Raw genomic sequence first — 23,646 nt, 5'->3', positions numbered from 1 at the left:
CTAAGAACACAGCTCTCGGGTGACCCGCTCCAGCATCATCCGGTTGGACTCATCCGGCCGGTCTTCCCAGGCAAACACCGACACCGTGGCGATGCCGTCGAACTTGATTTCCCGCAGGGTGCCGAAAAACGCCTCCCAGTTGACCTCGCCCTGGCCGATGTCCAGGTGCTGATGCACGGTGGCCGTGACGCCCGGCGGGTTGACGATGTAGCGCAGGTTGGAGGACGCCCGGTGGTTGTAGGTGTCGGCGATGATCAAGTGGCTGAGCTTGGCGCCTGCGTACTTGAGCATCGAGGCGATATCGCCCTTGCCGTCGTCATAGAAGAAGGTGTGGGGCGCGGCGTAGAGGTAGTTGATCCAGTCGCGGTCGAGGCCGCGAATGATGTCCACCGACTCGTTGTTGCGCTCGCAGAAGTCGTACGGGTGCGCCTGGATATCCAGCTTCACGCCTTCGCGCTCGAACTCCGGCATCAGCTCGTCCATGGAGCGCATGAACTGGTTTTCGCACACCAGCGGGTTGTCGGACTGGCCGGTGAATTCGGTGTTGACCAGCTCGCAATCCATTTCCACCGCGATCTGGATCGCGCGCTTCCAGTTGCGTACGGCGGCAACCCGCAGGCCTTCGTCGGCGGCGGCCCAGTGGTACATGGGCAATAGGGACGAGAGCTGCACACCGGCGTCGCTCAGGGCCTTGCGAAATTCCTTGATGCGCGCCCGGTCGACCCGGGCGGCCTTGTAGAACGGCAGGAAGTCTTCCCGGGGCGAGAGTTCGATGTGCTGGTAGCCGAGCTCGGCGGCCTTGTCGACCATTTGGCCGAGGGGCAGGTGGCGGTACATGTAGGGGTCTAGGGCGATGCGCATGATAGAAACGCTCCCAAATCTGATGTTGGAACCCGATCAAATGTGGGAGCTGGCTTGCCTGCGATAGCGGTGTATCAGGCGACAGTCTTGTTGAATGTGCCGCCGTCATCGCAGGCAAGCCAGCTCCCACACTGGTCGGGTTCCTCCAGTGGAATAGGTGTCAGCCGTAAAAACGTGGACGCTCTGGCAGCCCCACTTTCACAATCTGCCCACTGTTCTGCGCCTCGATGCACGCATCCGCCGCCACCGCCGCCGCAAAACCATCCCACGCCGACGGCCCACCCACCTGCCCTGCCCTTACACCGTCGATAAACGCCTGCAGCTCAACGTCATAAGCCGCGATGAACCGGTCTTTCCAATCCATCAGAATCGCGTTCGACAGTTTGGCCCCGCTGCGCATCTGCACCTGGGACGGTTCCGGCAATTTCGCAATGCCGGTCTCACCCACCACTTCACACTGAATGTCATAGCCGTACTGGCAGTTCACAAACACTTCCACATCGATGCGCGTGCCCTTGGCGGTTTCCAGCAGCACGATCTGCGGGTCACGCAAGTGCGCCAGCGCCTTGCTCGATTTACGCGGGAACACCACCTGCACCGACACATAGTCATCGGCCAGCAACCAGCGCAACACATCCAGCTCATGGATCAGGGTGTCGGTGATCGCCATGTCGGTCTTGTAGTTCTCACCCACCCTCGGGTTACGGTGAGCACAGTGCAGCATCAACGGCTCGCCGATCTGGCCGCTGTCGATCACGGCTTTGAGGGCGCGATAGCCGTGGTCATAAGGCCGCATGAAGCCCACTTGCACCAGGCGCTTGCCGTGGGCCACTTCGGCTTCGACGATCTTGCGGCAGCCTTCGGCGGTCACGGCCAACGGCTTCTCGCAGAACACCGGTTTGCCGGCAGCAATCGCCGCCAGCACGAATTCTTCGTGGCTCGGGCCCCAGGAGGTCACCAGGATCGCTTCGACTTGCGGCGAGTTGATCAGCGCATGGCCGTCCGGGTAAACCTCGGCGGTGAGTTTCAGGTCAGCGACGACCTTGGCAGCTTGCTCAAGGTTGATGTCCGTCACGGCGACTACCTGGCTGTTGAGCAAGGTCTGGCTGCAACGACGAATATGATCCTGGCCGATGGCGCCAGTACCGATAACACCCAACTTCAAAGACATGAAAACACTCCTCTTGTTATTAGTACTGCCGGGCCTTGGCCAGGCGTTCATTGAGTTGTTTGGCCACCGCATCGGTGCGCGCGCTGGTGGACACTTGCGCCACACCGACTCGCCACCACGACAGGTACTTGTGGATCATGGTCTTGGGCAGAACCTTGATATCAATCAGCGTCGACACCGTTTGCGTGCGCGCATCGGCCAGCGCCGCCTGCAGCTGCTCCACGGTGTTGACCTTGTAGGTCTTGCAGCCATAGGCCGCCGCGCTCATGGCGAAGTCCACCGGCACAAAACCGCCGTCGAGCTTGCCGGTTTCAGGGTTACGGAACCGGAACTCGGTGCCGAAGCTGTCCATGCCGTGTTCCATCTGCAGGTTGTTGATGCAGCCGAAGGTCATGTTGTCCAGCAGCACCACGTTGATCTTGCGCCGCTCCTGGATCGAGGTCGCCAGCTCCGAGTGCAGCATCATGTAGGAGCCGTCACCCACCAGCGCGTACACCTCGCGCTCAGGCTCGGCCAGCTTGACGCCCAGGGCCGCATTGACCTCATAACCCATGCACGAATAACCGTACTCGACGTGGTACGTGTTGACGCCCTTGCTGCGCCAGCTGCGCTGCAAGTCACCGGGCAGGCTGCCGGCGGCGGCGACGATGATCGCGTCGTCGGCCAGGGTTTCATTGAGCACCCCGAGCACGCGGCTTTGGGTCAGGCAGGAGCCGGTCAATTCGATGAATTCACGCAGCACCGCCGGGTCCATGTGGTCGTTGATTTCCGGCACGAAGTTTTCAGTCTGGTAGTCGGCCTGGTAGATGCGGTCGACTTCGGCGTCCAACTGTACCTTGGCGTCCCGTGGTTGATCGCCCCAGCTGGAGCGGTAGTCACCCAGGGCCTCGGCCAGCGCTTCCAGGCCCACCTTGGCATCCGCCAACAGTTGCACGGCGTCCAGTTTCAGCACATCGCACGGGCTGATATTGAGGTTGAGAAACCGCACCTCGGGATGCTTGAACAGGGATTTGGATGAGGTGGTGAAGTCGGTATAACGCGTGCCGATACCAATGATCAGATCAGCCTCCGGCGCCAGCAGGTTCGCCGCCAGGCAGCCGGTTTCACCGAGGCCGCCGAGGTTCAGCGGATGGCTGGACACCACCGCGCTCTTGCCCGCCTGGGTTTCCGCGAAAGGAATGTCGAAGCGTTCGGCAAAGGCTTGCAGCGCGGCATTCGCGCCGGAGTATTTGACCCCGCCGCCGCACACGATCAGCGGTTTGCGCTTGCCTTTGAACGCCGCCACGGCATCGCCCAGCATCGCTTCGGTCGCCGGGCGGCGGTCGATACGGTGCACGCGTTTTTGCAGGAAGTAATCCGGGTAATCCCATGCCTCGCCCTGCACATCCTGCGGCAAAGCCAGGGTCACCGCGCCGGTTTCGGCGGGGTCGGTGAGCACGCGCATGGCGTGGATCGCCGCCGTCATCAGTTGTTCCGGGCGATTGATACGGTCCCAGTATTTGCTCACCGCACGAAAGGCGTCGTTGGTGCTGATGCTCAAATCGTGGAACTGTTCGATCTGTTGCAGCACCGGGTCCGGCTGGCGGCTGGCGTAGACATCGCCGGGCAACAGCAGCAACGGAATGCGGTTGGCGGTCGCGGTCGCCGCGGCGGTCAACATGTTCGCCGCGCCCGGCCCGACCGAAGAGGTGCAGGCGTAGATCTTGCGGCGCAGGTGCTGCTTGGCAAAACCAATCGCCGCGTGGGCCATGCCTTGTTCGTTGCGGCCCTGATGCACCACCAGGTCGCCGCTGTCCTGCTCCAGGGCCTGCCCCAGGCCCAGCACATTGCCGTGGCCGAAAATCGTGAAGATGCCCGCGACAAACTTGCTCTGCACACCGTCGACTTCGATGTACTGGTTATCCAGAAACTTCACCAGGGCCTGGGCCATGGTCAATCGGGTTGTGGTCATGGGGTGCCCCTTATCGTTTTTGCAGGTGGGCGATGCTCGCCCCCAGCGCCTGCTTGATGTCGGCCAGGCCGTGCACGCTTTCGGCGAACGGCTCGAACGACAGGTAGCCGCTGTAGCCGGTGCTGAGCAAGGTGTCGATCTGCGCGGCGTTGCCGAGGATGTCCGCCTCGCCCACCAGCACGCGGTGGCCGTCGCGGATCGAGTTCAGCGGCGCCTCGGCATCTTCCACACCGGAGATGTGCACCAACCCGGTCAGATCGGGGAAGAACTCATGTTCGCTGGCCAGGTGGTGGTGGAAGGTGTCGTGCACCACGCGGAACACATCCAGCCCGCCGATGGCCTTGATCGCGTCCACCGCCACGCGTTTGCGGCGCAGGGAGCATTCTTCAAAGCCCAGGGGCTCGACAAACCCGAGAATCCCGTACTCCCGCAGGATCGGCGCCAGCTCGCTCAAGGCCGTGCGCAAACCGGCGGCACGCTGGGCTTCGTTGCGCGGGTCGGCGCGGTCGTTCAACGGGCACATGACCAACGCCTGCGCGCCGCTTTCGCGGGCATAGGCGGCCAGCTTGATCGCCTGGGCACGGCGCTCGTCATTCCACACGTCGAACGGGTACAGCGCGTTGATCGACAGCACGGTGATGCCGTGCACCGCGCACAATTCGCGCACGCGGCTGGCGGGGGTGCCGTCTTCAATCTCGATGCCCTTGAGGTCGTTGCGGATCTCGATGGCATCGCATTTGAGAGTCACCGCCAGCTGGATGAAATCCGGCAGGGAAAGGCTGGGGGCGACCATGCGGTTGAGGGCAAAACGTAGAGGCGACTTCATTATTGTTGTGCTCCACACTCGAAAAAATTACTTGGCGGTTGGCATGCTGAATTCAGGGCCCTTGGCAATGCTGTCGGGCCAGCGTTGCATGACGCTTTTGTAGCGGCTGTAGAAACGAATGCCTTCTTCGCCGTAGGCATGGTGGTCGCCGAACAGCGAGCGCTTCCAGCCACCAAACGAATGCCAGGCCATGGGCACCGGAATCGGCACGTTGATGCCGACCATGCCGACCTTGATGGTGCGGGCAAACGCGCGGGCAATGCCGCCGTCGCTGGTAAAGCACGACACGCCGTTGCCGAACTCGTGGGCATTGATCAAGGCCACCGCACTGGCAAAATCCGCCACCCGCACGATGCCCAGCACCGGCCCGAAGATCTCTTGCTGGTAGATGCTCATCTCGGTCGTGACGTTATCGAACAGGGTCGCACCGACGAAGAAACCACCCTCCGCCCCCGGCACCTTGAAGCCACGGCCATCGACGATCAGCTTCGCGCCCTGGGCCACGCCCTGGTCGATAAAGCCCTCGACCTTGGCCTTGTGTTCGGCGGTGACCAACGGGCCCATCTCGCTGTCTTTCTGCATGCCGTTGCCGACCTTCAACTGGTCAATGCGCGGCAGCAGTTTTTCGATCAGCTTGTCGCCGACATCACCGACAACCACCGCAATCGAGATCGCCATGCAACGCTCACCGGCAGAGCCGTAGGCCGCACCGATCAAGGCGTCGGCCGCCTGGTCGAGGTCGGCATCGGGCATTACGATCATATGGTTCTTCGCCCCGCCCAACGCCTGCACACGCTTGCCGCGCTGGGTGGCCTGCTGGTGGATGTACTCGGCAATCGGCGTGGAACCGACAAATGAAATCGCTTCGATGTCCGGGTGCTGCAACAGGCCGTCCACCGCGCTCTTGTCGCCCTGCACCACGTTGAACACACCGTCGGGCAGCCCGGCTTCGGTCAGCAGGCGGGCCATCAGCAAACTGGCGGACGGGTCACGCTCGGACGGTTTGAGGATGAAGCAGTTACCGGTGGCCAGGGCCAGCGGGATCATCCACAGCGGCACCATCACCGGAAAGTTGAACGGGGTGATGCCGGCGCACACGCCCAGGGGCTGGCGCAGGTTCCAGTTGTCGATGCCGCCGCCGATGTTGTCGCTGAAATCGGTTTTCAGCAGGTTGGGCGCGCCACAGGCGTACTCGACGATCTCGATGCCGCGGGTGACTTCGCCCTTGGCGTCGGAGAACACCTTGCCGTGCTCGCGGCTGATGATTTCGGCCAGTTCATCGTGGTGCTGGTCGAGCAATTCCTTGAATTTGAACAGCACCCGCGAACGGCGCAGGGACGATTGTTCGGACCACGCCGGGAAGGCGTTCAGTGCCGAGGCCACGGCTTCATCGACGGTCTTCTGGCTGGCCAGCCCGACGCGGGCCTGGACTTCGCCGGTGGCCGGGTTGAACACAGGGCTGAAACGCTCACTGTCGCTGTCCTGCACCTGGCCGTTGATGTAATGGCCGATTACCGGGGCGTTGCTCATTGTTCTTGTTCTCCGTCGAAAGTGCTTAAAGATCCAGCAGCCAGCTGTGCTGCGGGTCGTTATGGAAATGCCAGGCGCGCTTGGGGCCGGCCATCACGTTCAGGTAGTAGGACTCGTAGCCATACGGCACGCTGACCGGGTGATACCCCTTGGGCACCACCACCAGGTCGCTGTTTTCCACGGCCATGGCCTGGTCGATGCTGCGGTCGTCGGTGTAGACGCGCTGGAACACAAAGCCCTGGGGCGGGTTGATCTGGTGGTAATAGGTTTCTTCAAGAAAGCTCTGGTGCGGCAAATCGTCAGTGTCGTGCTTGTGGGGCGGGTAGCTCGACGAGTGACCGGACGGCGTGCGCACCTCCACCACCAGCAGCGAATGGGCGGGCTCGCTGTCGGGCAGGATGTCGCACACGTAGCGGGTGTTGGCGCCCTTGCCGCGTACGCTGCGTTTGCATTGCTCGGGGCGGATCAATCGAGGCGCAAGGCCTGCGTCAGTCGAGCCGGGAGCCGCGCAGACCGCGATTTGCACGTCGCTCAGCGCGGTGACCTGGGCGTCGGTGCCCGGTGGCAGGTAGGCAGCAAAGGGGGATTTGTCTTCGAACACCGAGTGGCGATCGCCGAGGTTTTCCCAGTTGAAGCCTTCGCCCTGAATGGTCACCCGGCCGCTGAGCAGCACCAGGCACAGTTCTTTATCACCGGCGGTGACCGGCAAGCTTTCACCCAGGCTCAGGCGGTAGGCGGCGAAGCCCACGTATTCCAGGCGCCCTTCTTCCAGCGCGACCATGGTCTGCCCGCGTTTGCTGCTTTTGACCAACAGGCTCATTGTCCAGTCCTCTCGCTCAACAGTGCGCGCAGGGTGTCGTAACCCTTCTTCGCGTAGATGTAGCTGGGCGCCACCGCCGGATCCTGCTCGGCTTCCACCACCAGCCAGCCGTGGTAGTCGGCGGCCAGCAGCACGTCCAGCAGCGCGGCGAAGTCGATATCACCGTCGCCGGGCACAGTGAAGGTGCCGTTGACGATGCAGTCCGGGAAGCTCCACATCTGGTTGCGCGCCAGTTGCACCACCGGTTTGCGCACGTCCTTGAAGTGCACGTGGCAGATGCGGTCGATGTGTTTGCGCAGCACCTCGATAGGTTCGCCGCCGCCCATGTAGCAGTGGCCCGAATCGAACAGCAGGCCGACTTCCGGGCCGGTGCGGCGCATCAGTTGGTCAATGTCTTCCGGGGATTCGACGTAGGCACCCATATGGTGGTGGTACGCCAGGCGCACGCCCTGGGACAGGGTGAAGCGTGCCAGTTCGGTGAGTTTGTCGGCGTATGCCTGCCAGGCCTGTTCGCTGTGGAAACGCGGGCGTTCCATCAGGCGCACCGGCGAACCCTGGATCGAGTCGGCGACTTCGCCGTACACCAGCACGCTGGCGCCGTTCTCGCGCAGCAGTTCGAGGTGACCGGCGATGGCCTCGATCTCTTCCGCCACCGAGCGCCGGGCCAGGCGGCTGGAGTACCAGCCGGAGACCAGTGCCAGGTCATACGGGCGCAGTACATCGCCTACGCCTTTGGCGTCCTTGGGGAACTTGCCGTTGAGTTCGAAGCCTTCGTAGCCGATGTCCTTGCCTTCACTGAGGGCTGTGCTCAACGGCGTTTCGCCGCCCAGGGCCGGCAGGTCGTCGTTGCTCCAGGAGATCGGGTTGATGCCAATTCGGATAGCGGGCATGGCTGCACCTATTATTGTTTTTTCAGAGTTGCCTGAGATCTGCTTTATGTGGGAGCTGGCTTGCCTGCGATGCGGGCGACTCGGTCTAACAGGTGTACCGAGGTGATGCCATCGCAGGCAAGCCAGCTCCCACATTTCATTGCATTCCAATTCAACGACCGGGGTTTAACTTCGGGCGCTGCGCCAGGCATTGATCAGTTGTTCAAAGATGCCCTGGGCTTGTTGAATCAACCCCTCATCGTCAATCTCCCCGGCCAGCCAGGCACGGCTTGGCTTCTGGAAGATCGTGCGGCCCACGGCGAAACCACGGCAGGTCTGGCTCTGGCTGGCTTGCCGGAAGCCATCGGCCAGGCATTCGGCCGAGGCGTTCAGCCCCAGCAGCACCACGCCACGGCAATAGGGATCACGCTCCTGAATCAGTTCGTCGAGCTTTTTCCAGTCTTCGGCCGACTGCGCTTCAATCTTCCACCACGCCGGGTAGATACCCAGGTTGTACAGGCGTTTGAGGCTGCGATAGAGCACATCGGGATAGGTGGACGGGTGATCCTTGGGCGGCACCACTTCCAGCAACAGCTCATGGCCGCTGACCAGGGACGCCTGGTACAGGCTCTTGAGTTGCGCTTCCTGTTCCAGGCGCAGCAGCGGTTCGTCGTCGGGGTGAAATTGCACCAGGCACTTGATGATCTGTTCCTGAGGCCAGGCAATCAGGTTGCTGCCCACCGAGCGACCGTGCTCAAAGACCAATGGCCGGGAGTTCTGGACTTCCACGGGGCGGGCGATCCACCAGCCGCGACCGCTGGCGGCGTTCAGTGCATCCTGGCCGAAGCGCTGGTCGGCCAGAATCCCCACATCGGCCTCGACGCCCTGCTCCGCCAGCTTGCTTTCAACCCGTTCCACAGCCTGGATAAACAGCTGCTTGAGGGCGCTGATGCGCGCCGGGTCCTGGCCGCCCTTTTGTGCCAGCTCCACTAACTGCCAGCGATGGTCGAAGGCAAACACAAAGAGCTGCTTCCAGACTTTGCGCGGCACGCTGACCTGGTGCAGGCGTTGTAGCACCGCGTCCTGGTCCGGGCGGGTAATCGGCACCGGGCTGTTGAACAGGTAATCGAGTTCGGCACGGGTCGGCATGGCCGGGGCGCAGGCATGGCGGGACACCACCAGGCCGCCGCAGGCATTGGCCAACTGGCAGCAGCGCTCGTCGCTGGCGTCTTCAAGCCAGCCGCTGAGGAAGCCGGACATGAACGCGTCACCGGCGCCCAAGACGTTGAGCACTTCCACCCGTACACCAGGGTAGATCGCGCCGTCCTCGAGGCGGGCCGGGATGTCGCCGTGGATTACCGTGCAGCCTTGCGGGCCGAGCTTGACCACCAGGGTGGCCGAGGTCAGGCCGCGCACGGTACGCAAAGCCGTCAGCAAGTCTTCGCTGCCGCCGGCAATCAGGAATTCTTCTTCGGTGCCGACGATCAAGTCAAACCGCGGGAGGATTTTTTGCACGTGCTGGCTGACATTCTGGTCGGCCACAAACCGGGTTTCACCGTCGGCCTTGCCGGCCAGGCCCCAGAGCACCGGGCGGTAGTCGATGTCGAGCACGCGCTTGACGTTGTGCTTCTCGGCATAGTCCAGCGCCTGGATGCTGGCCTTGTACACGCCGTCGGTGGAGAAGTGAGTGCCGGTGATCAGCAGCGCCTTGCTGGAAGCAATGAACGCTTCGCTGATGTCTTCGGCGCGCAGGGCCATGTCGGCGCAATTCTCGCGGTAGAACACCAGCGGGAAGGTTTCACGGTCCTTGAGGCCCAGCAGCACCATGGCGGTGAGGCGTTCCGGGTCGACCTTGATGCCGCTGACGTCACAGCCTTCGCGAGCCAGGGACTCCAGCAGGAAACGCCCCATATGGTCGTCACCCACCCGGCTCAACATCGCCGACTTGAGCCCCAGCCGCGCGGTGCCGAACGCGATGTTGGCGGAAGAACCGCCGAGGTACTTGGCGAAGCTTGAGACATCCTCCAGCCGTGCACCCACTTGTTGTGCGTAAAGGTCGACGCCCAGGCGTCCCAGGCAAATCAGATCCAATTGACGCCCACTGGCAAAACGAGTCTGGCCCATGCTGGCTCCTGTTATTTTTATCAGCCTGCGTCTGCCGTCGTGGTGGCGGCATACGCTCTTGGTGCAAGCAGACTAGAACGTCTGGGGACGCCAATCAATATTTATTCTATAAATATTTTTTGTGGAATATATTTTCCAATACGCCATCATCGGTGTGTTCCAGCCACGGTGCATCGTTTCAGCCGCACCGGGTGGCGGGATGCCGAGGTATTTTTTGCGCCTACCCTGTAGACTTGCGCACATCGATTTATTGTCAGGGGCGGCTCACCGCGCCCTATAAGAACAAGCCAGAAGGATTCCCTATGTCCCAGAGCGCCCCGGAAGACGCACTCGCCAGCCCGCCGATCAACGCCGAGCGGCTGTTGCAGCTGATCACCGATGAATACGAGAGCCTGCCGCGCCAGCTCAAGCGCATCGCCAGCTACATGAGCCAGCAGAGCGACCGGATCATGGTCGACCGCATCAGCGACATCGCCCGTGAATGCGAAGTGCACCCGTCGGCCATCGTGCGGTTTTCCCAGCGTTTCGGTTTCAGTGGTTTCAGTGAGATGCAGGCGTTGTTCCGCGAGGCCTACACCCACAAGACCACGCCGGTGCAGAACTACCAGCAGCGCATCCGCAGCATGATCGCCAACAAGTCGCAGAAAGCCAGCGGCGGCGACCTGGCGCGTGAGTGCGTGAATGCCACGCTGTCCGGCATCGAGCGCCTGGGCCTGGAGCTGGACGACGTGGCCTTCGACAAGGCCGTGGACCTGGTGGTGAATGCCGACAACATCTATGTGGTCGGCGTGCGCCGCTCGTTCGCCGTGGCGGATTACCTGGTGTACAACCTGCAGCACACCAACAAGCGCATTCACTTGGTCTCGGGGTTGGGCGGCAGTTATCGCGAGCAGATGCGCAGTGTGCGGGCGAATGATTTGGTGATCGCCATCAGCTTCACGCCGTACGGCAAGGAAACCCAGCACTGCCTGCGGATTGCCCAGCATCATCAGGCCAAGACGCTGATCATTACCGACAGCAACCTGTCGCCCCTGGCCAAGCGGGCGAGCACGGTGTTGCTGGTGAATGAAGGCTCGTCGTTTGCGTTCAGGTCACTGAGTGCGACGCTGTGCCTGTGCCAGGCGTTGTTTATTGCCGTGGCGTATCGGCTGGAGTTGAAGGTCGATGAGATTCATGAACAGGTGGGTTTCGACGACTGACGGCGAGCTTTCAGCCATCCTGGATCATATGTGGGAGCTGGCTTGCCAGCTCCCACATTTTTGACCGCGTTCACTCGGGATTAGCGCAGGGCGCGGCGCAACACCTTGCCCACCGTCGTCTTGGGCAACTCCTCGGTACGAAACTCCACAAACCGCGGCACTTTGTACCCCGTCAGGTATTCCCGGCAATGCGCCAGAATCTGCTCCTGGGTCAGACCCGGGTCCTTGCGCACCACGATGATTTTCACCCGCTCGCCGGTCACGCCATCCTCCACCCCAATCGCCGCCACTTCCGCCACGCCGGGGTGCAGCGCCACCACGTCTTCGATCTCGTTGGGATACACGTTGAACCCCGACACCAGGATCATGTCCTTCTTGCGGTCCACCAGGCGAATGAAGCCCTGCTCATTCATCACCCCGATATCCCCGGTCGACAGCCAGCCTTCGGCATCCAGCACCTCGGCCGTTTCCGCCGGGCGTTTCCAGTAACCCTGCATCACCTGCGGCCCGCGCACTTGCAGTTCGCCCTGCTCGCCCAGTTCCGCCAGCTCTCCGTCCTCGCGGATAAACCGCACCCAGGTCGACGGCAGCGGCACGCCGATGCTGCCGGTGAATTCCATTTCGCGCATGCGTGAGACGTCGATGGGGCTGATGCTGACTACCGGCGAGCACTCGGTGAGGCCGTAGCCTTCAATGATCGGCAAGCCGGTGACCTCCTTCCAGCGCTTGGCCACGGCGGTGTGGGTGGCCATGCCGCCGGCGATCACCATGCGCAGGTCGGAGAAATCCCGGGCGCAGAATTCCTTGTTTTCCAGCAAACCGTTGAACAGCGTATTCACCCCGGCAATCCCGTTGAAACGCTCCTTGCGCAGGATCATCTGCACCCGTTTCACGTCCCGCGGGTTGGCGATCAGGATGTTGCGCCCGCCCAGGCACATGAACATCAGGCAGTTCACCGTGAGGGAAAAGATGTGGTACAGCGGCAGCAAGGTGACGTTGGTTTCCTGCTGGTTCTGATCCAGTTGATCACCGACCCACGCCTTGGCCTGCAACAGGTTGGCGATGATGTTGCGATGGCTGAGCATCACGCCTTTGGCATCGCCGGTGGTGCCGCCGGTGTATTGCAGGAAGGCCAGGTCTTCGCGGTTCATCGGCACGGCCAGATGGGTTTGCCCACGTCCCTGTTTCAACACCTGGTTGAAACGCACGGCCCCCGGCAAATTGAAACGCGGCACCTGCTTCTGCACGCTGCGCAGGATGAAGTTCATCGCCGCCCCCTTGAACATACCAAGCAAGTCGCCGATGGCCGCAATCACCACGCGTTTGACGGTACTGGCGGCAACCACCTTCTCCAGGGTGTGGGCGAAGTTTTCGAAGATCACAAGGGTCTCCGCTCCGCTGTCCTTGAGCAAATGCTGCAGCTCCCGGGCGGTGTACAACGGGTTGACGTTGACCACCACCGCGCCCGCCAGGATCGTGCCCAGCAGGCAGATCGGGTACTGCAAGCAGTTGGGCATCATCAACGCCACCCGGTCGCCCTTCTTCACGCCCTGGGCCTGCAGCCAGGCGGCAAAGGCAATGCCCTGGATCTCCCAGTCGGCGTAGGTCATTTCGGTGCCGATGCTGACGTAGGCCACGCGGTCGCGGAACTTGTGCAGGTGCTCCAGGAACACCTCGCGCAACGACGGGTAATCCTCGATGCCGGCGTCGATGTCGGCCGGCACACCGGGCAGGTAAGCGTTCAACCAGAGGCGTTCGGTCTGTTCCAGGCTTACAGCGTTCATGGCAGTCTCCTTGTTGTTTTTATGGCGGGAACTACTTTTCGACGATAGCGGTAATGCCCAGCCCACCGGCCGCGCAAATCGAAATCAAGCCACGCCCGCCGCCCCGCTGGTGGATGGCCTTGGCCAGCGCCGCCAGTTGCCGGCCACCGGTGGCCGCGAACGGGTGACCGCAGCCGAGGGAACCACCGTTGACGTTCATTTTGGCGCGGTCGATGCTGCCCAGCGGCGCATCGAGGCCCAGGCGGTCGCGGCAGTAATCCGGGTCTTCCCAGGCCTTGAGGGTGCACAGCACCTGGGCGGCGAAGGCTTCGTGGATTTCGAACAGATCGAAGTCGGCGAACGTCAGGCCTTCGCGCTGGAGCATGCGCGGCACGGCGTAGGCCGGGGCCATCAGCAGGCCTTCGGTGCCGTCGACGAAATTCACCGCCGCGGTTTCGCCGGTTCTTAAATAGGCCAATACGGGCAGGCCACGTTCGGCGGCCCACGCTTCGCTGGCCAGCAGCACCACTGAAGCGCCATCGGTCAGGGGCGTGGAATTGCCGGCGGTGAGCGTGCCGTTCTGGCGATCGTAGGCCGGCGACAGGCCGGCGAGTTTCTCCAGACTGGCGTCGGGCCGCAGGTTGTTGTCGCGGGCCAGGCCACGATACGGGCTGATCAAATCGTCGAAGAATCCCCGCTTGTACGCCGCGTCCAGCCGCTGGTGGCTGGTGAGGGTGAGTTCGTCCTGGGCCAGGCGCTTGATCTGCCAACGCTTGGCCATTTCTTCGCAGTGTTCGCCCATGGACAAGCCGGTGCGCGGCTCACCATTGCGCGGCAGCAGCGGCTTGAAAAACATCGACGGGCGCACGCCCATCAAGGCTTTTAACTTTGCGCCGGTGCCCTTGGCGCGGTTGGCTGACAGCAAGGTTCGACGCAGGGATTCGTTAATGCCAATGGGCGCGTCGGACGTGGTGTCGGCGCCACCGGCAATGCCCACTTCAATTTGCCCGAGGGCGATTTTATTCGCCACCAGCAGCGCCGCTTCAAGGCCGGTGCCGCAGGCTTGTTGCAGGTCGTAGGCCGGGGTTTCGGGCGACAGCGTGGTGGACAGCAGGCTTTCCCGGGCCAGGTTGAAATCCCGGGAATGCTTGATCACCGCACCGGCGGCAAACTCCCCCAGGCGCAGGCCGTGGAGATTGTAGCGGTCCACTAAACCTTGCAAGGCAGCGACCATCAAATCCTGATTACTGTCATGGGCGTACACGGTGTTGGAGCGGGCGAACGGAATGCGGTTGCCGCCGATAATCGCCACGCGGCGGGTCGGTGCCGGGCTAAAACTGTAGTCACTCATCAATGGCTCTCTTTCCAGATAAACAGCCCACGCATATGGGGTTTGTCACCGGTGACATTGCGCACTTCAAACTCACGGCGCGGGCCGGTTGGCGGGGCGTTCCACAGGGCGACCTGGCCGGGCAGGAAGATCGGCAGCTTGAAGTCGCAATGGGCTTCGGCCTGGTCCAGTCCGCCGGGCGGTTGCTGGGCCGCCAGGGCGCGGCCCAGGGTCCACATGCCGTGGGCGATGGCCCGGCGAAAACCGAACAGTCTGGCGCCAATCATCGAGGTATGAATCGGGTTGAAATCCCCCGAGACCTTGGCGAAACGCCGCCCCAGATCCGCCGGCAGCACCCAGCGTTGGGTACGCAGCAAGCCGTCTTCCTGCAACGGCAGCACGTCGCTCCAGGGCTCGCCGACCGGGGCGTTTACGTCACGGCGCAGGTACAGGCTGTCGCTCTCCCACACCAGGGTGCCGGCGCTGTAGGCCCGGGTGGCGATGCTCAGGGCCTGGCCCTTGGGATGGGCCACCCAGCGCTCGCAATACACCTCCAGGCGCAGGGCCTGGCCCTCCTCCAGGCGTCGATGCTGACGGATGCGATTGGCCAAATGCACCATGCCGCTGGCCGGGTACGGGAAACTCGGGCGCGTCAGCAACATCAGGTGCAAGGGGAACGCCAGCACATGAGGATAAGACAGTGGCACGCCTTGCTCACGGCGAAAACCACAGGCCCGGCCGTAGGCGGCGATACCTTGGGCAGACAGCTCCACGGCCAAACGCACCAGACGTTCTTTGGGCAACGTGGGTGCGCCTTCTGGCTTGGGTTTGCGCAGGCCCAACACGCCATCCAGCAACAGCCGCCTACGTGAGAGCGGCGGATCAATAATCTGCGTCACATAGTCCATGTGTCAGGCTCCCAACAGGCTTTGGCCGCAGACCCGCACCACCTGGCCATTGACCCCGCCCGAAGCCGGATGCGCCAGCCAGGCGATGGTTTCCGCCACGTCCACGGGCTGCCCGCCCTGGGACATGGAATTCATCCGCCGCCCCGCTTCGCGAATCATCAGAGGGATCTTTGCGGTCATCTGGGTTTCGATAAAGCCCGGTGCCACCGCATTCACCGTCACCTGCTGCGCCGCCGCCTGCGGTGCCAGGCCTTGTACCAGGCCGATTACCCCGGCCTTGGAGGTGGCGTAATTGCTTTGGCCGAGGTTGCCGGCGATGCCGGAAATCGACGAGACACACACAATCCGCCCACCCGGCTTCAGGCCCTGGTTTTCCAGCAACGCGGTGCTCAGGTGCAACGGCGCTTCGAGATTCACCGCCAGTACGCTGCGCCATGCGGCTTCGGTCATCTTGGCGATGGTTTTGTCGCGGGTGATCCCGGCGTTGTGCACCACCACATCGAAGGCACCGTGTTGACTGATATGGGCTTGCAACTGTTGCGCGGCATCAGTGGCGGTGATGTCCAGGGCCAGTGCAGTGCCGCCGACACTGCTGGCGGCTTGTTGCAACGAGTCCTGGGCCTGGGGCACATCCACGCAGACCACTTGCGCACCGTCGCGGGCCAGCACCTGAGCGATCGCCAGCCCGATGCCACGGGAAGCGCCGGTGACCAGGGCGCGGCGACCGCTGAGGGGGTTGTCCCAGTTGATCTCCGCTTGGGTGTCCACCGGGTTTTCCAGGCGCACTACCTGCCCCGAGACATAGGCCGAGCGCCGCGACAGGAAGAACCGCAGACTGCTCTCCAGCGCGTCTTCGGCACCCGGTGCGACGTAGATCAACTGCACCGTGATCGCCCGGCGCAGTTCCTTGGCCAGTGAGCGCACCAAACCTTCAAGGGCGCGCTGGGCGATGGCCTGGGGCAGGTCCTTGCACAACTCCGGCGCGGTGCCGAGCACCACCACCCGGGCGTGTTGCCCCAGACGCTTGGCATTGATGTGGAAGAACTCGTAGAGCTCGTCCAGTTGCTTGAGGTCGGCGACGTCGCTGGCGTCGAACACCGCGCCCTGGACCTTGACCGTGGAAGGCGCCTTGAGGGTCGCAGCGGTGGCGGTCACTGTATCGGTGGCGGTGAAGATGCGCTGGATTTCCGCCCCCAGGCGCCCTGCCCCGGCGACGATTACCGGGTTGGCCAGGCCTTGTTGGCCGCTGCGGTGGCGTTGCAGTGCCAGGGGTTGGGGCAACCCGGCAGTGCGGGCCAGCCAGGCTCCCCAGGGGGAATTGACGAAAGAAAGGTAGCTGTCACTCATGGGTAAACTCACTCACAACACGGTGTTGCCATGGAAACCCGACCCCCTGTGGGAGCTGGCTTGCCTGCTCCCACATTGACCGTGTTCCTCCAGTTCCAGTCAGTTGACCGGCGCGTTTTCGCCTTGGCTGGCGCGGCGTCTTGCGCTCGGTTTGGCGGCCTGCTCCAGCGCCTGCTGGCGCTGTTGCAGGGCCTCCAGTAAGCCGAAGTCCTGCGGGAAGTCGTCCACCTGAATCGCGTGATCGCCGTATTCCACGTAGCGCGCCAGCAAGCTGTCGTCGTCCTCGCTGATCAGGTCCAGCGCCCGCGCCTTGACCCGCCACGGAGTAAACGCCGCGCCGGAAATCGGCATTGGTTCGATCAAGCCTTGCTTGATCGCGCCCTTGAGCCGCGCCTCGATCAGCTCCACTTGCGGCAGCAGGCGCAAAGCCAATTCACCATAGGCGAGCTTGTCGATTTCCGGCCGCGGGATATAGGAGTTGCCCAGCAAGCGGTCGCGAGTCTCGCCCGGGATCTGCACCAGCTCCGCCACTTGGGCCAGCAGGCGATCCGATGGTTTGCGCTGCGGGATACCGAACGGGAACGTCAGGCCACGCACCACGGCCGAGGCGGCTTTCGACGGGTAGTTATCGAGCACTTCAGCCAGGGCTTCATGAGCGCGCAACAACGCGTCCTGCGCCGCCCAGTGCACCAGCGGCAAATCGGCCTGGGGCCGGCCATCATCCTCAAAACGCTTGAGCACGCAGGACAGGATGTACAGCTGGGACAGAATGTCCCCCAACCGCCCGGTGATACTTTCCTTGCGCTTGAGGGCACCGCCCAGCACGCCCATGGAAATGTCCGAGATCAGGGCCAGCACCACCGACAGCCGATTGGCCTGGCGGTAGTAGGACGCCAGCGCCGGGTCGGTCTTGCCCGGCACGGAAATCAGCCGTCCGCCCGTCAGCGAATGCACCGCTGCACGTACGGTATTGGCCAGCACAAAGCTCAGGTGACCGAACATCGCGCTGTCGAAGTCCACCAGGGCCTTGCGCCGGTCCGTGTTGCGCGCCGCTTCCATCTCGCGGAACACATAGGGATGGCAACGGATCAGGCCCTGGCCGTAGATGATCAGGCAGCGGGTCATGATGTTCGCACCCTCCACCGTGATCGCGATGGGGCTTTGCTGGTAGGCCCGGGCGAGGAAATTGTTGGGCCCCATGCAGATGCCCTTGCCGGCCACAATGTCCATACCGTCGTTGACGATGATGCGTGCCCGCTCGGTGACGTGATATTTGGCAATGGCCGAAATCACCGACGGTTTTTCACCGGCATCCAGTGAAGCCACCGAGACCTTGCGCACTGCGTCGCAGGCATACAGATGCCCGGCCATGCGCGCCAGGGGCGCCTGCACGCCTTCGAACTTGCCGATCGGCAGGCCGAACTGCTTGCGCATTGCCGCATACGCCGTAGTGCCGCGCACGGCCACCTTGCCCAGGCCGACGTTGGCCGATGGCAGGGAAATCGCCCGGCCGGCTGCCAGGCATTCCATCAGCATGCGCCAGCCGTTGCCGACTTGCTTGCGGCCACCAATCACCCATTCCAGCGGGATAAACACGTCCTTGCCGGTGGTCGGGCCGTTCTGGAACACGGCGTTGAGTGGCCAGTGACGCCGGCCGCTGTTTACGCCCGGATGGGACGTGGGGATCAACGCACAGGTGATGCCCAGGGAGCCAGGCTGGCCGAGCAAACCGTCCGGGTCTTCGGCGCGGAAGGCCAGGCCGAGCACCGTGGCAATCGGGCCGAGGGTGATGTAGCGCTTGTCCCAGGTCACGCGAAAACCCAGCACTTCCTCGCCTTCATGCTGGCCTTTGCAGACGATGCCCAGGTCCGGAATTGCCCCCGCGTCGGAGCCGGCATACGGGCTGGTCAGGGCGAAGCACGGGATGTCTTCGCCACGGGCCAGGCGTGGCAGGTAGTAGTTGCGCTGGGCGTCGGTGCCGTAGTGCAGCAACAGTTCGGCCGGGCCGAGGGAGTTGGGGACCATCACCGAAATCGCCGCCGCCGAGCAACGGGTAGACAGCTTCATCACCACCTGGGAATGGGCATAGTGGGAGAAGCCTTTGCCGCCGTATTCCTTGGGAATGATCATGCCGAGGAAACCGGCGTCCTTGGTGTACTGCCAGCCTTCGGGGGACATGTCTTGCCAGATCTGGGTGGTTTCCCAGTCGTTGGACATGTCGCACAAGGTCTCGACTTCATTGTCGAGGAACGCCTGTTCTTCAGCGCTGAGGCTCGCCGGTGCCGCTTGCAGCAGGCGTTCCCAGCGGGGTTTGCCGCTGAACAGCTCGGCGTCCCACCACACGGTGCCGGATTCGATCGCGGCGCGCTCGGTGTCGGACATCGCCGGCATGATGCTGCGGAAAAGGCCCAGGGCCTTGCTGGTCAACAGGGCGCGGCGCAGGGGTTTGATCGTCAGCAGCAGCGTGGGCAACAGCACCAGCACCGCCACCACACTGGCGCCGAAACCGGCGACCACGTTGAACAGGTAACCGACCGCCAGCCAGACCAGGCCGGCACCCAGCCAGAGGGTGGCGGCGGCTTGTCGATACGCCAGGGCAATCGCTGCTGCGAGTCCCGCCAATAACCAGATAACCATGGGGATACCTCTACTCAATTCAGGGTACGGCCAACGCCCAAGCAGATCGGAATGACCTGTGACGTAAAGCCACACTACAAACTTGAAAAGATAAATTCAAATTTTGTTTTGAAATTTTTATTTAATGCTTGGACGAAAAAATCAAGGGCTGAGGAAGTCAGCCTGATGGATCAAAGGGAAAACGGGAGAAATGCCGGAAGAGCAGCAAGATGCGCTTGCCGCCCTCCTTTATCGGCTAGTCAATACACTTCACTACACGCGATCAGAACGCGTAAGTCGCTGATAGGCTGACCACCTCCCCTTTGCTGTCGACCTTGCCATCCAGGCGTGCGCCGCCGAGACGATCGACGTTCTGCGTCTTCAATTTGACCTCTTCCACAAACTGCCGGGAGTACGCACCGTCCAGGGTCAGCCCCGGAATAGCTCTTACGGCGTAGCTCAGGCCCAGGGAAGCAAACCAGCGGTCACCGTCAGGAATACGTGGGTCACGTGTGGAGTTACGGGTTGGAGTCTGGTCATTGGCGACACCGGCACGCACGGTCCAGTCGTCGGTGAGCTTGTAGTCACCGCCCACCGACAGCATCCAGACGTCACGGTACTTGTAAGGAATCGACACAATGGTGCTGCCGTCGGACTTCAGGGTCAGGTCCTTGAACGAAGACCATTGCGTCCACATGGCGCTGACACCCAGGGTGAAGCGGTCGTTGAACACGTGCACCCAATCAATCGCGGCATTGGCCGGGATATCCAGCTGGGTTGAGGCGTTGGCGCCATCAGGGTACAGATGCAGGCCCGGGTACGCCTGCTCTACCAGGGTTTTGCCGAAAGCAGGGTTGATATCGGTCATCAGGCTTCTGGAGCCGTCATCGGCATAGATATTGTAGTTGCCCTCCAGCTTGTTCTTGATCTTGGCGTGGTAGTTCAGGCCAACAGTATCCTGCAGCGTTGGCTTCCAAACCACGCCGGCGAACCAGCCGACAGAGGTGTTATCTACCTTGACCCGCATCAAGGCGTGCCCAACCCCCGAAGGAAAGGGTGCACCGCCCAATCCTGGCGACAAGGCCGCCGCTGCCAGCAGGTCGACGTTCTGGCTGACGAAGCCACTACTGTGCTGCACGATGGCGCCACCACCAATGGAGAACTGGTCGTTGACCTTGAACGACAGAGAGCCCGTCACACCCACCGTTTCGATCTTGGTGTCGACGGCGAAGTCGCGACCCTTCCAGTCCGGGTCCCAGGTACTTTTCATGCCTTGAGGGACAACAGCGCTCAAGCCGAGCGCAAAACGGTCATTGAGCGGAATCACTGCGAAGCCGGTAGGCAGCCAAGCGGTGAAGCCTGCTTCACCGCCGTTGCCTGTGCGCGGGGTTGAGGTAGGTATACCTGTCAAGGGATCAATGACGCTGGAACTGCTCGGATCTCCCTTGTAGTCGTAAGCATTGCCCTTGTACTTGATATTGACGCGGGCGTAGTCGACGGTTTGCTGCACGATGGTGTGATCAATAAATGCCATGGCAGCCGGGTTGTTATACGCAGCTGAAGGGTCATCCTTGAACAGCGAACCACCACCAAAGGCACGGCCCCAGCCCTGCGCGCCATAGGTCGGGGTAGCAAAACCACCTGCCTGCGCCGGAGCGGTAATCATCAGCCCCCCCAGTAATGCGAGCCCCAATACAGCCTGCACCTGTTGTTTTTTATTATTCATGCGGCACTCCTTATTGTTATCAAACTGAACCTGCTCGAGCCGGCTCGTCTTGCTGCTTCGTTTGCCCGTTCAGGGGCATATTTCAACCTTTGATCTGACGATCAAGTTCAAGGGCTAATCGTGAGGACTGGCGAAGGCTTGAAACTGAATGCCGTGATTCGGCAGCTGTCGCTTACGGTGTGAGGGCTAAGGAGGCTAAAGGTGTTATCAGCAGCACTCCATTGCGTGGTCAACGTACTTGGAGACGCGCAAGTGTCGGAGAAGAACTTCTCGGCGAAACCTGAAAGTGTTGCGGTGTTGGCATTCGTCGGTACGAGCGTCCACGGCAGATTAAGCGGCGCGGAAACTCCGCACAGTGCGTTACCCGTAAAAGTGGCACCGGTGATGGTCGCACTCGAACCGTCGGAAGCGACCTGTCCGGTCAGCGCGACAGTGCAGGGGACGGGTGTCCATACCAAAAGCTTTACTGCGGTAGATATCGAGCCAGTGGCAGTAAATGCGGCGCCCGCTTGGGCAAACGATGCCGCGTGGGTCATTGAGGATGTGAATGCCAGGCCAAGCAGCAGCGCAGTTAGAGAAACACGTGTGGTAAGGCTTTGCATTGTCTTAGTCCCCAGACTTTTTATTTTTATCCACCGGCTCCGCCGGCATCAGTTACATGGCCAAACACCTCGCCTGAGGCGCAAGCCGATCAAAATGCGTTTATCAAGGATTAATCATCAGGTATGGAATTGCGAAGCGCATCGACACAACTTCACAGCTACCGGGAAGTACCTGATTTATTGCATTAAGATTTAAGCCATCGGTGTTATTGAAGAGAGAAACGCTAATAGTTGCAGGACCGCAGTTAGTAACAGGAGTGATTGGCGGAAGGCCCGCCACAGTGAAACTGACATTAGATAATGCCCCGAAAGCACCGGCTGTTGGATTCAATACCCATGGCAAGTTACTGACACGATACATGGCACACAGGGCGTTGCTGCCGGCGATATAAACACTGGTCAGACTTGCAGTGGAACCATCGTGGGATACCCGCCCAACAAACTGGATATTACACGTTACAGGTGCCCTCATCGAAGACGGCGACTTCAGCGTCAGGGCGCCGTTAACGGTGGTAAATGATTGGTCGGCAGGAATGAAAGACGCCGCGTTGGCCATCGAAGCCGTACAAATGCACATTGCAAAAGCAGTAGCACCCACGAACGTTTTCAAGCTTTCCATGTTTTTCCACCTATCTGGTGACGTATTCACCAAGCGCAATGAACGGTGTTGTCAGCCGATCCGTTGGCTATCCATCCCTGAACAAGCGCCTCTCGCGAGGCGCCTGCCTTCCATCGGGGTGATCAACCCTTTTTACGGAGTACGCCTATCAAGGAATTACCACGGCACCCGGTGCGGTGAGGCTCAGCGACACCACGGTGCAACTGCCGGTCAGCGTCTGGTTGGTTGCAGTGATCGTGCTGGAAGCTGGGCTAGCAGTTGACGCCAGGCCCACGGCAATAGTGGTCGGGCCGCAGTTGGTGGCAGGAATGATTGGCGGTGCACCTGCGATGGTGTAGCCAACGTTGGTCACGGTACCCGCAGTAACGGAGGTAGCCGACAGTTTCCATGGCAGGTTAGTCATCTTGGGCAATGCGCACAGGCTGTTGGAGCCCGATACGGTGGCGCTATTGATATTGGCAGTACCATCGGAGTTAACAACACCCTGGAAAAGGATGTTGCAAGTCACTGGCTGCTGAAACGACGACGGCGATTTGACCGTAATGCTGCCGTTAGCGGTGATGCTTGCACCAATAGGGCTGAAAGACGCCGCACTGGCCATCGAAGCAGCACCCATGCAAACAGTCAAAGCAGTCAAAGACACGAGGGTTTTCAAGCTTTTCATTATTTTTCCTCACATGTTATGGCGAGTCATTTCGCCAGGGGTAATGGCCATGATCGAGAGGTCACGGTGAATCTGCAGAACTTCCCTTTCCAGCCAAATTTCAATTCAATTACCGCTACAACATCCAACTGTTACTCAACAACTTTGAAACTTGGCGGCATCTTGATCGACACCGTCTTGATCTTGCAGTCTTCGCCGATCGGCACATTGACAGCTTCCAACTTGCCGGTGGCGTTATCCCAGGTACCGTCGGCGGTAGAGGGCCCGCATTTGCCGCCCAGGCCAAAGGCGTGCACATCCACGGCAATCTTCGACATCGAGCCGCTCTTGGTGTCTTTGGCCACTAATACCCACGGCAAGTTGATCGCTTCCACCCGGCTGCACTTGAGGCCGCCGTCGAATTCAACTTTGTCGACATTCACCGACGAGCCATCCGCCGCGACCTTGCCGGCGACCTTGATGGTGCAATCCGCGCTGATCAGCGCGCCCTTGGAAAAGCTGATGGGCCCCTGGGCAGTAAACGCACTGCCGGCGGGTTCGATACGGGCAGCCTGGGCCTGGTGGTAAACGATCAGGCCCAGGGCGGCCAATACAATATGCGTCGTAAACTTGGCAGGGGTTTGCATGGTGTACGTCCTTCCCTTAATTTTATTTTTGTTCGGGTCAAACAAACTTTTTGCAACTAATCCGTACTCGAAACCGGTTATTCAGGGCGATAAA

Annotated in this window: 19 protein-coding genes; 1 reads left to right on the top strand and 18 read right to left on the bottom strand. The window is 61.5% G+C overall.

Going from position 1 to position 23,646, the window contains the following annotated elements; all coding sequences use genetic code 11:
- The 8 genes from JFV30_RS10255 to JFV30_RS10220 form a co-directional block, all read right to left on the bottom strand.
- Entirely contained in the window at nt 1-861 is an 861-nt protein-coding gene (locus tag JFV30_RS10255; protein ID WP_169388100.1) for a sugar phosphate isomerase/epimerase family protein, read from the bottom strand.
- Nucleotides 862-1,021: 160 nt separating this feature from the next.
- On the bottom strand, nt 1,022-2,032 hold the full coding sequence (locus JFV30_RS10250) for a Gfo/Idh/MocA family protein (protein WP_201123474.1): 1,011 nt from the start codon (nt 2,030-2,032) through the stop codon (nt 1,022-1,024).
- Between the two features lie 19 nt (nt 2,033-2,051).
- A complete protein-coding gene (iolD, locus tag JFV30_RS10245; RefSeq protein ID WP_201123472.1) occupies nt 2,052-3,983 on the bottom strand; it encodes a 3D-(3,5/4)-trihydroxycyclohexane-1,2-dione acylhydrolase (decyclizing) in 1,932 nt (643 codons plus the stop codon).
- Nucleotides 3,984-3,993: 10 nt separating this feature from the next.
- Entirely contained in the window at nt 3,994-4,809 is an 816-nt protein-coding gene (locus tag JFV30_RS10240) for a TIM barrel protein (RefSeq protein WP_201123470.1), read from the bottom strand.
- A gap of 27 nt (nt 4,810-4,836) precedes the next feature.
- Complete coding sequence (locus tag JFV30_RS10235; RefSeq protein WP_010173171.1) at nt 4,837-6,339, bottom strand: CoA-acylating methylmalonate-semialdehyde dehydrogenase; 1,503 nt, start codon at nt 6,337-6,339, stop codon at nt 4,837-4,839.
- Nucleotides 6,340-6,364: 25 nt separating this feature from the next.
- Nucleotides 6,365-7,159, bottom strand: a complete 795-nt coding sequence (gene iolB / locus JFV30_RS10230) for a 5-deoxy-glucuronate isomerase (RefSeq protein WP_201123468.1) — start codon at nt 7,157-7,159, stop codon at nt 6,365-6,367.
- Nucleotides 7,156-8,049: a myo-inosose-2 dehydratase gene (iolE, locus tag JFV30_RS10225; RefSeq protein ID WP_169388094.1), complete on the bottom strand. Its 894-nt coding sequence runs from the start codon at nt 8,047-8,049 to the stop codon at nt 7,156-7,158. The genes iolB and iolE overlap by 4 nt, the downstream gene beginning before the upstream one ends.
- Before the next feature lie 165 nt (nt 8,050-8,214).
- Nucleotides 8,215-10,152: a bifunctional 5-dehydro-2-deoxygluconokinase/5-dehydro-2-deoxyphosphogluconate aldolase gene (locus tag JFV30_RS10220; protein WP_201123466.1), complete on the bottom strand. Its 1,938-nt coding sequence runs from the start codon at nt 10,150-10,152 to the stop codon at nt 8,215-8,217.
- A gap of 302 nt (nt 10,153-10,454) precedes the next feature.
- Here JFV30_RS10220 and JFV30_RS10215 point away from each other — a divergent pair, with 302 nt between their 5' ends.
- Nucleotides 10,455-11,351, top strand: a complete 897-nt coding sequence (locus JFV30_RS10215; protein ID WP_010173178.1) for a MurR/RpiR family transcriptional regulator — start codon at nt 10,455-10,457, stop codon at nt 11,349-11,351.
- Nucleotides 11,352-11,431: 80 nt separating this feature from the next.
- On the opposite strand, the gene JFV30_RS10210 is transcribed toward JFV30_RS10215, so the two are convergent.
- The 10 genes from JFV30_RS10210 to praA form a co-directional block, all read right to left on the bottom strand.
- Nucleotides 11,432-13,135: an AMP-binding protein gene (locus JFV30_RS10210; protein WP_201123464.1), complete on the bottom strand. Its 1,704-nt coding sequence runs from the start codon at nt 13,133-13,135 to the stop codon at nt 11,432-11,434.
- 31 nt (nt 13,136-13,166) lie between these two features.
- Nucleotides 13,167-14,465, bottom strand: a complete 1,299-nt coding sequence (locus tag JFV30_RS10205) for an acetyl-CoA C-acetyltransferase (RefSeq protein ID WP_201123462.1) — start codon at nt 14,463-14,465, stop codon at nt 13,167-13,169.
- Nucleotides 14,465-15,352 (bottom strand): MaoC/PaaZ C-terminal domain-containing protein, encoded by an 888-nt coding sequence (locus tag JFV30_RS10200; protein WP_201123460.1) that lies wholly within the window; start codon nt 15,350-15,352, stop codon nt 14,465-14,467. Before JFV30_RS10200 ends, JFV30_RS10205 begins: the two co-directional genes overlap by 1 nt.
- Nucleotides 15,353-15,355: 3 nt before the next feature.
- Nucleotides 15,356-16,699: a 3-oxoacyl-ACP reductase gene (locus JFV30_RS10195; RefSeq protein WP_201123458.1), complete on the bottom strand. Its 1,344-nt coding sequence runs from the start codon at nt 16,697-16,699 to the stop codon at nt 15,356-15,358.
- Between the two features lie 99 nt (nt 16,700-16,798).
- Nucleotides 16,799-19,336, bottom strand: a complete 2,538-nt coding sequence (locus JFV30_RS10190) for an acyl-CoA dehydrogenase (RefSeq protein WP_201123456.1) — start codon at nt 19,334-19,336, stop codon at nt 16,799-16,801.
- Between the two features lie 262 nt (nt 19,337-19,598).
- On the bottom strand, nt 19,599-21,041 hold the full coding sequence (locus JFV30_RS10185; RefSeq protein ID WP_201123454.1) for an outer membrane protein transport protein: 1,443 nt from the start codon (nt 21,039-21,041) through the stop codon (nt 19,599-19,601).
- A gap of 107 nt (nt 21,042-21,148) precedes the next feature.
- Complete coding sequence (gene praB / locus JFV30_RS33620) at nt 21,149-21,643, bottom strand: alkane oxidation protein activator PraB (RefSeq protein WP_446739851.1); 495 nt, start codon at nt 21,641-21,643, stop codon at nt 21,149-21,151.
- Nucleotides 21,644-21,746: 103 nt separating this feature from the next.
- Complete coding sequence (praB, locus tag JFV30_RS10180) at nt 21,747-22,262, bottom strand: alkane oxidation protein activator PraB (RefSeq protein WP_201123452.1); 516 nt, start codon at nt 22,260-22,262, stop codon at nt 21,747-21,749.
- Between the two features lie 148 nt (nt 22,263-22,410).
- Complete coding sequence (gene praB, locus JFV30_RS10175; RefSeq protein ID WP_201123450.1) at nt 22,411-22,926, bottom strand: alkane oxidation protein activator PraB; 516 nt, start codon at nt 22,924-22,926, stop codon at nt 22,411-22,413.
- Nucleotides 22,927-23,057: 131 nt separating this feature from the next.
- The gene (gene praA, locus JFV30_RS10170; RefSeq protein WP_010173198.1) at nt 23,058-23,552 is read right to left on the bottom strand and encodes an alkane oxidation protein activator PraA; all 495 of its coding nucleotides are present in this window, start codon (nt 23,550-23,552) and stop codon (nt 23,058-23,060) included.
- Nucleotides 23,553-23,646: the final 94 nt, after the last annotated feature.

Source organism: Pseudomonas sp. TH32, assembly GCF_016650855.1.
In the GTDB taxonomy this organism is placed as follows: Bacteria; Pseudomonadota; Gammaproteobacteria; order Pseudomonadales; family Pseudomonadaceae; genus Aquipseudomonas.
This window is presented reverse-complemented; position numbering and strand designations above follow the sequence as displayed.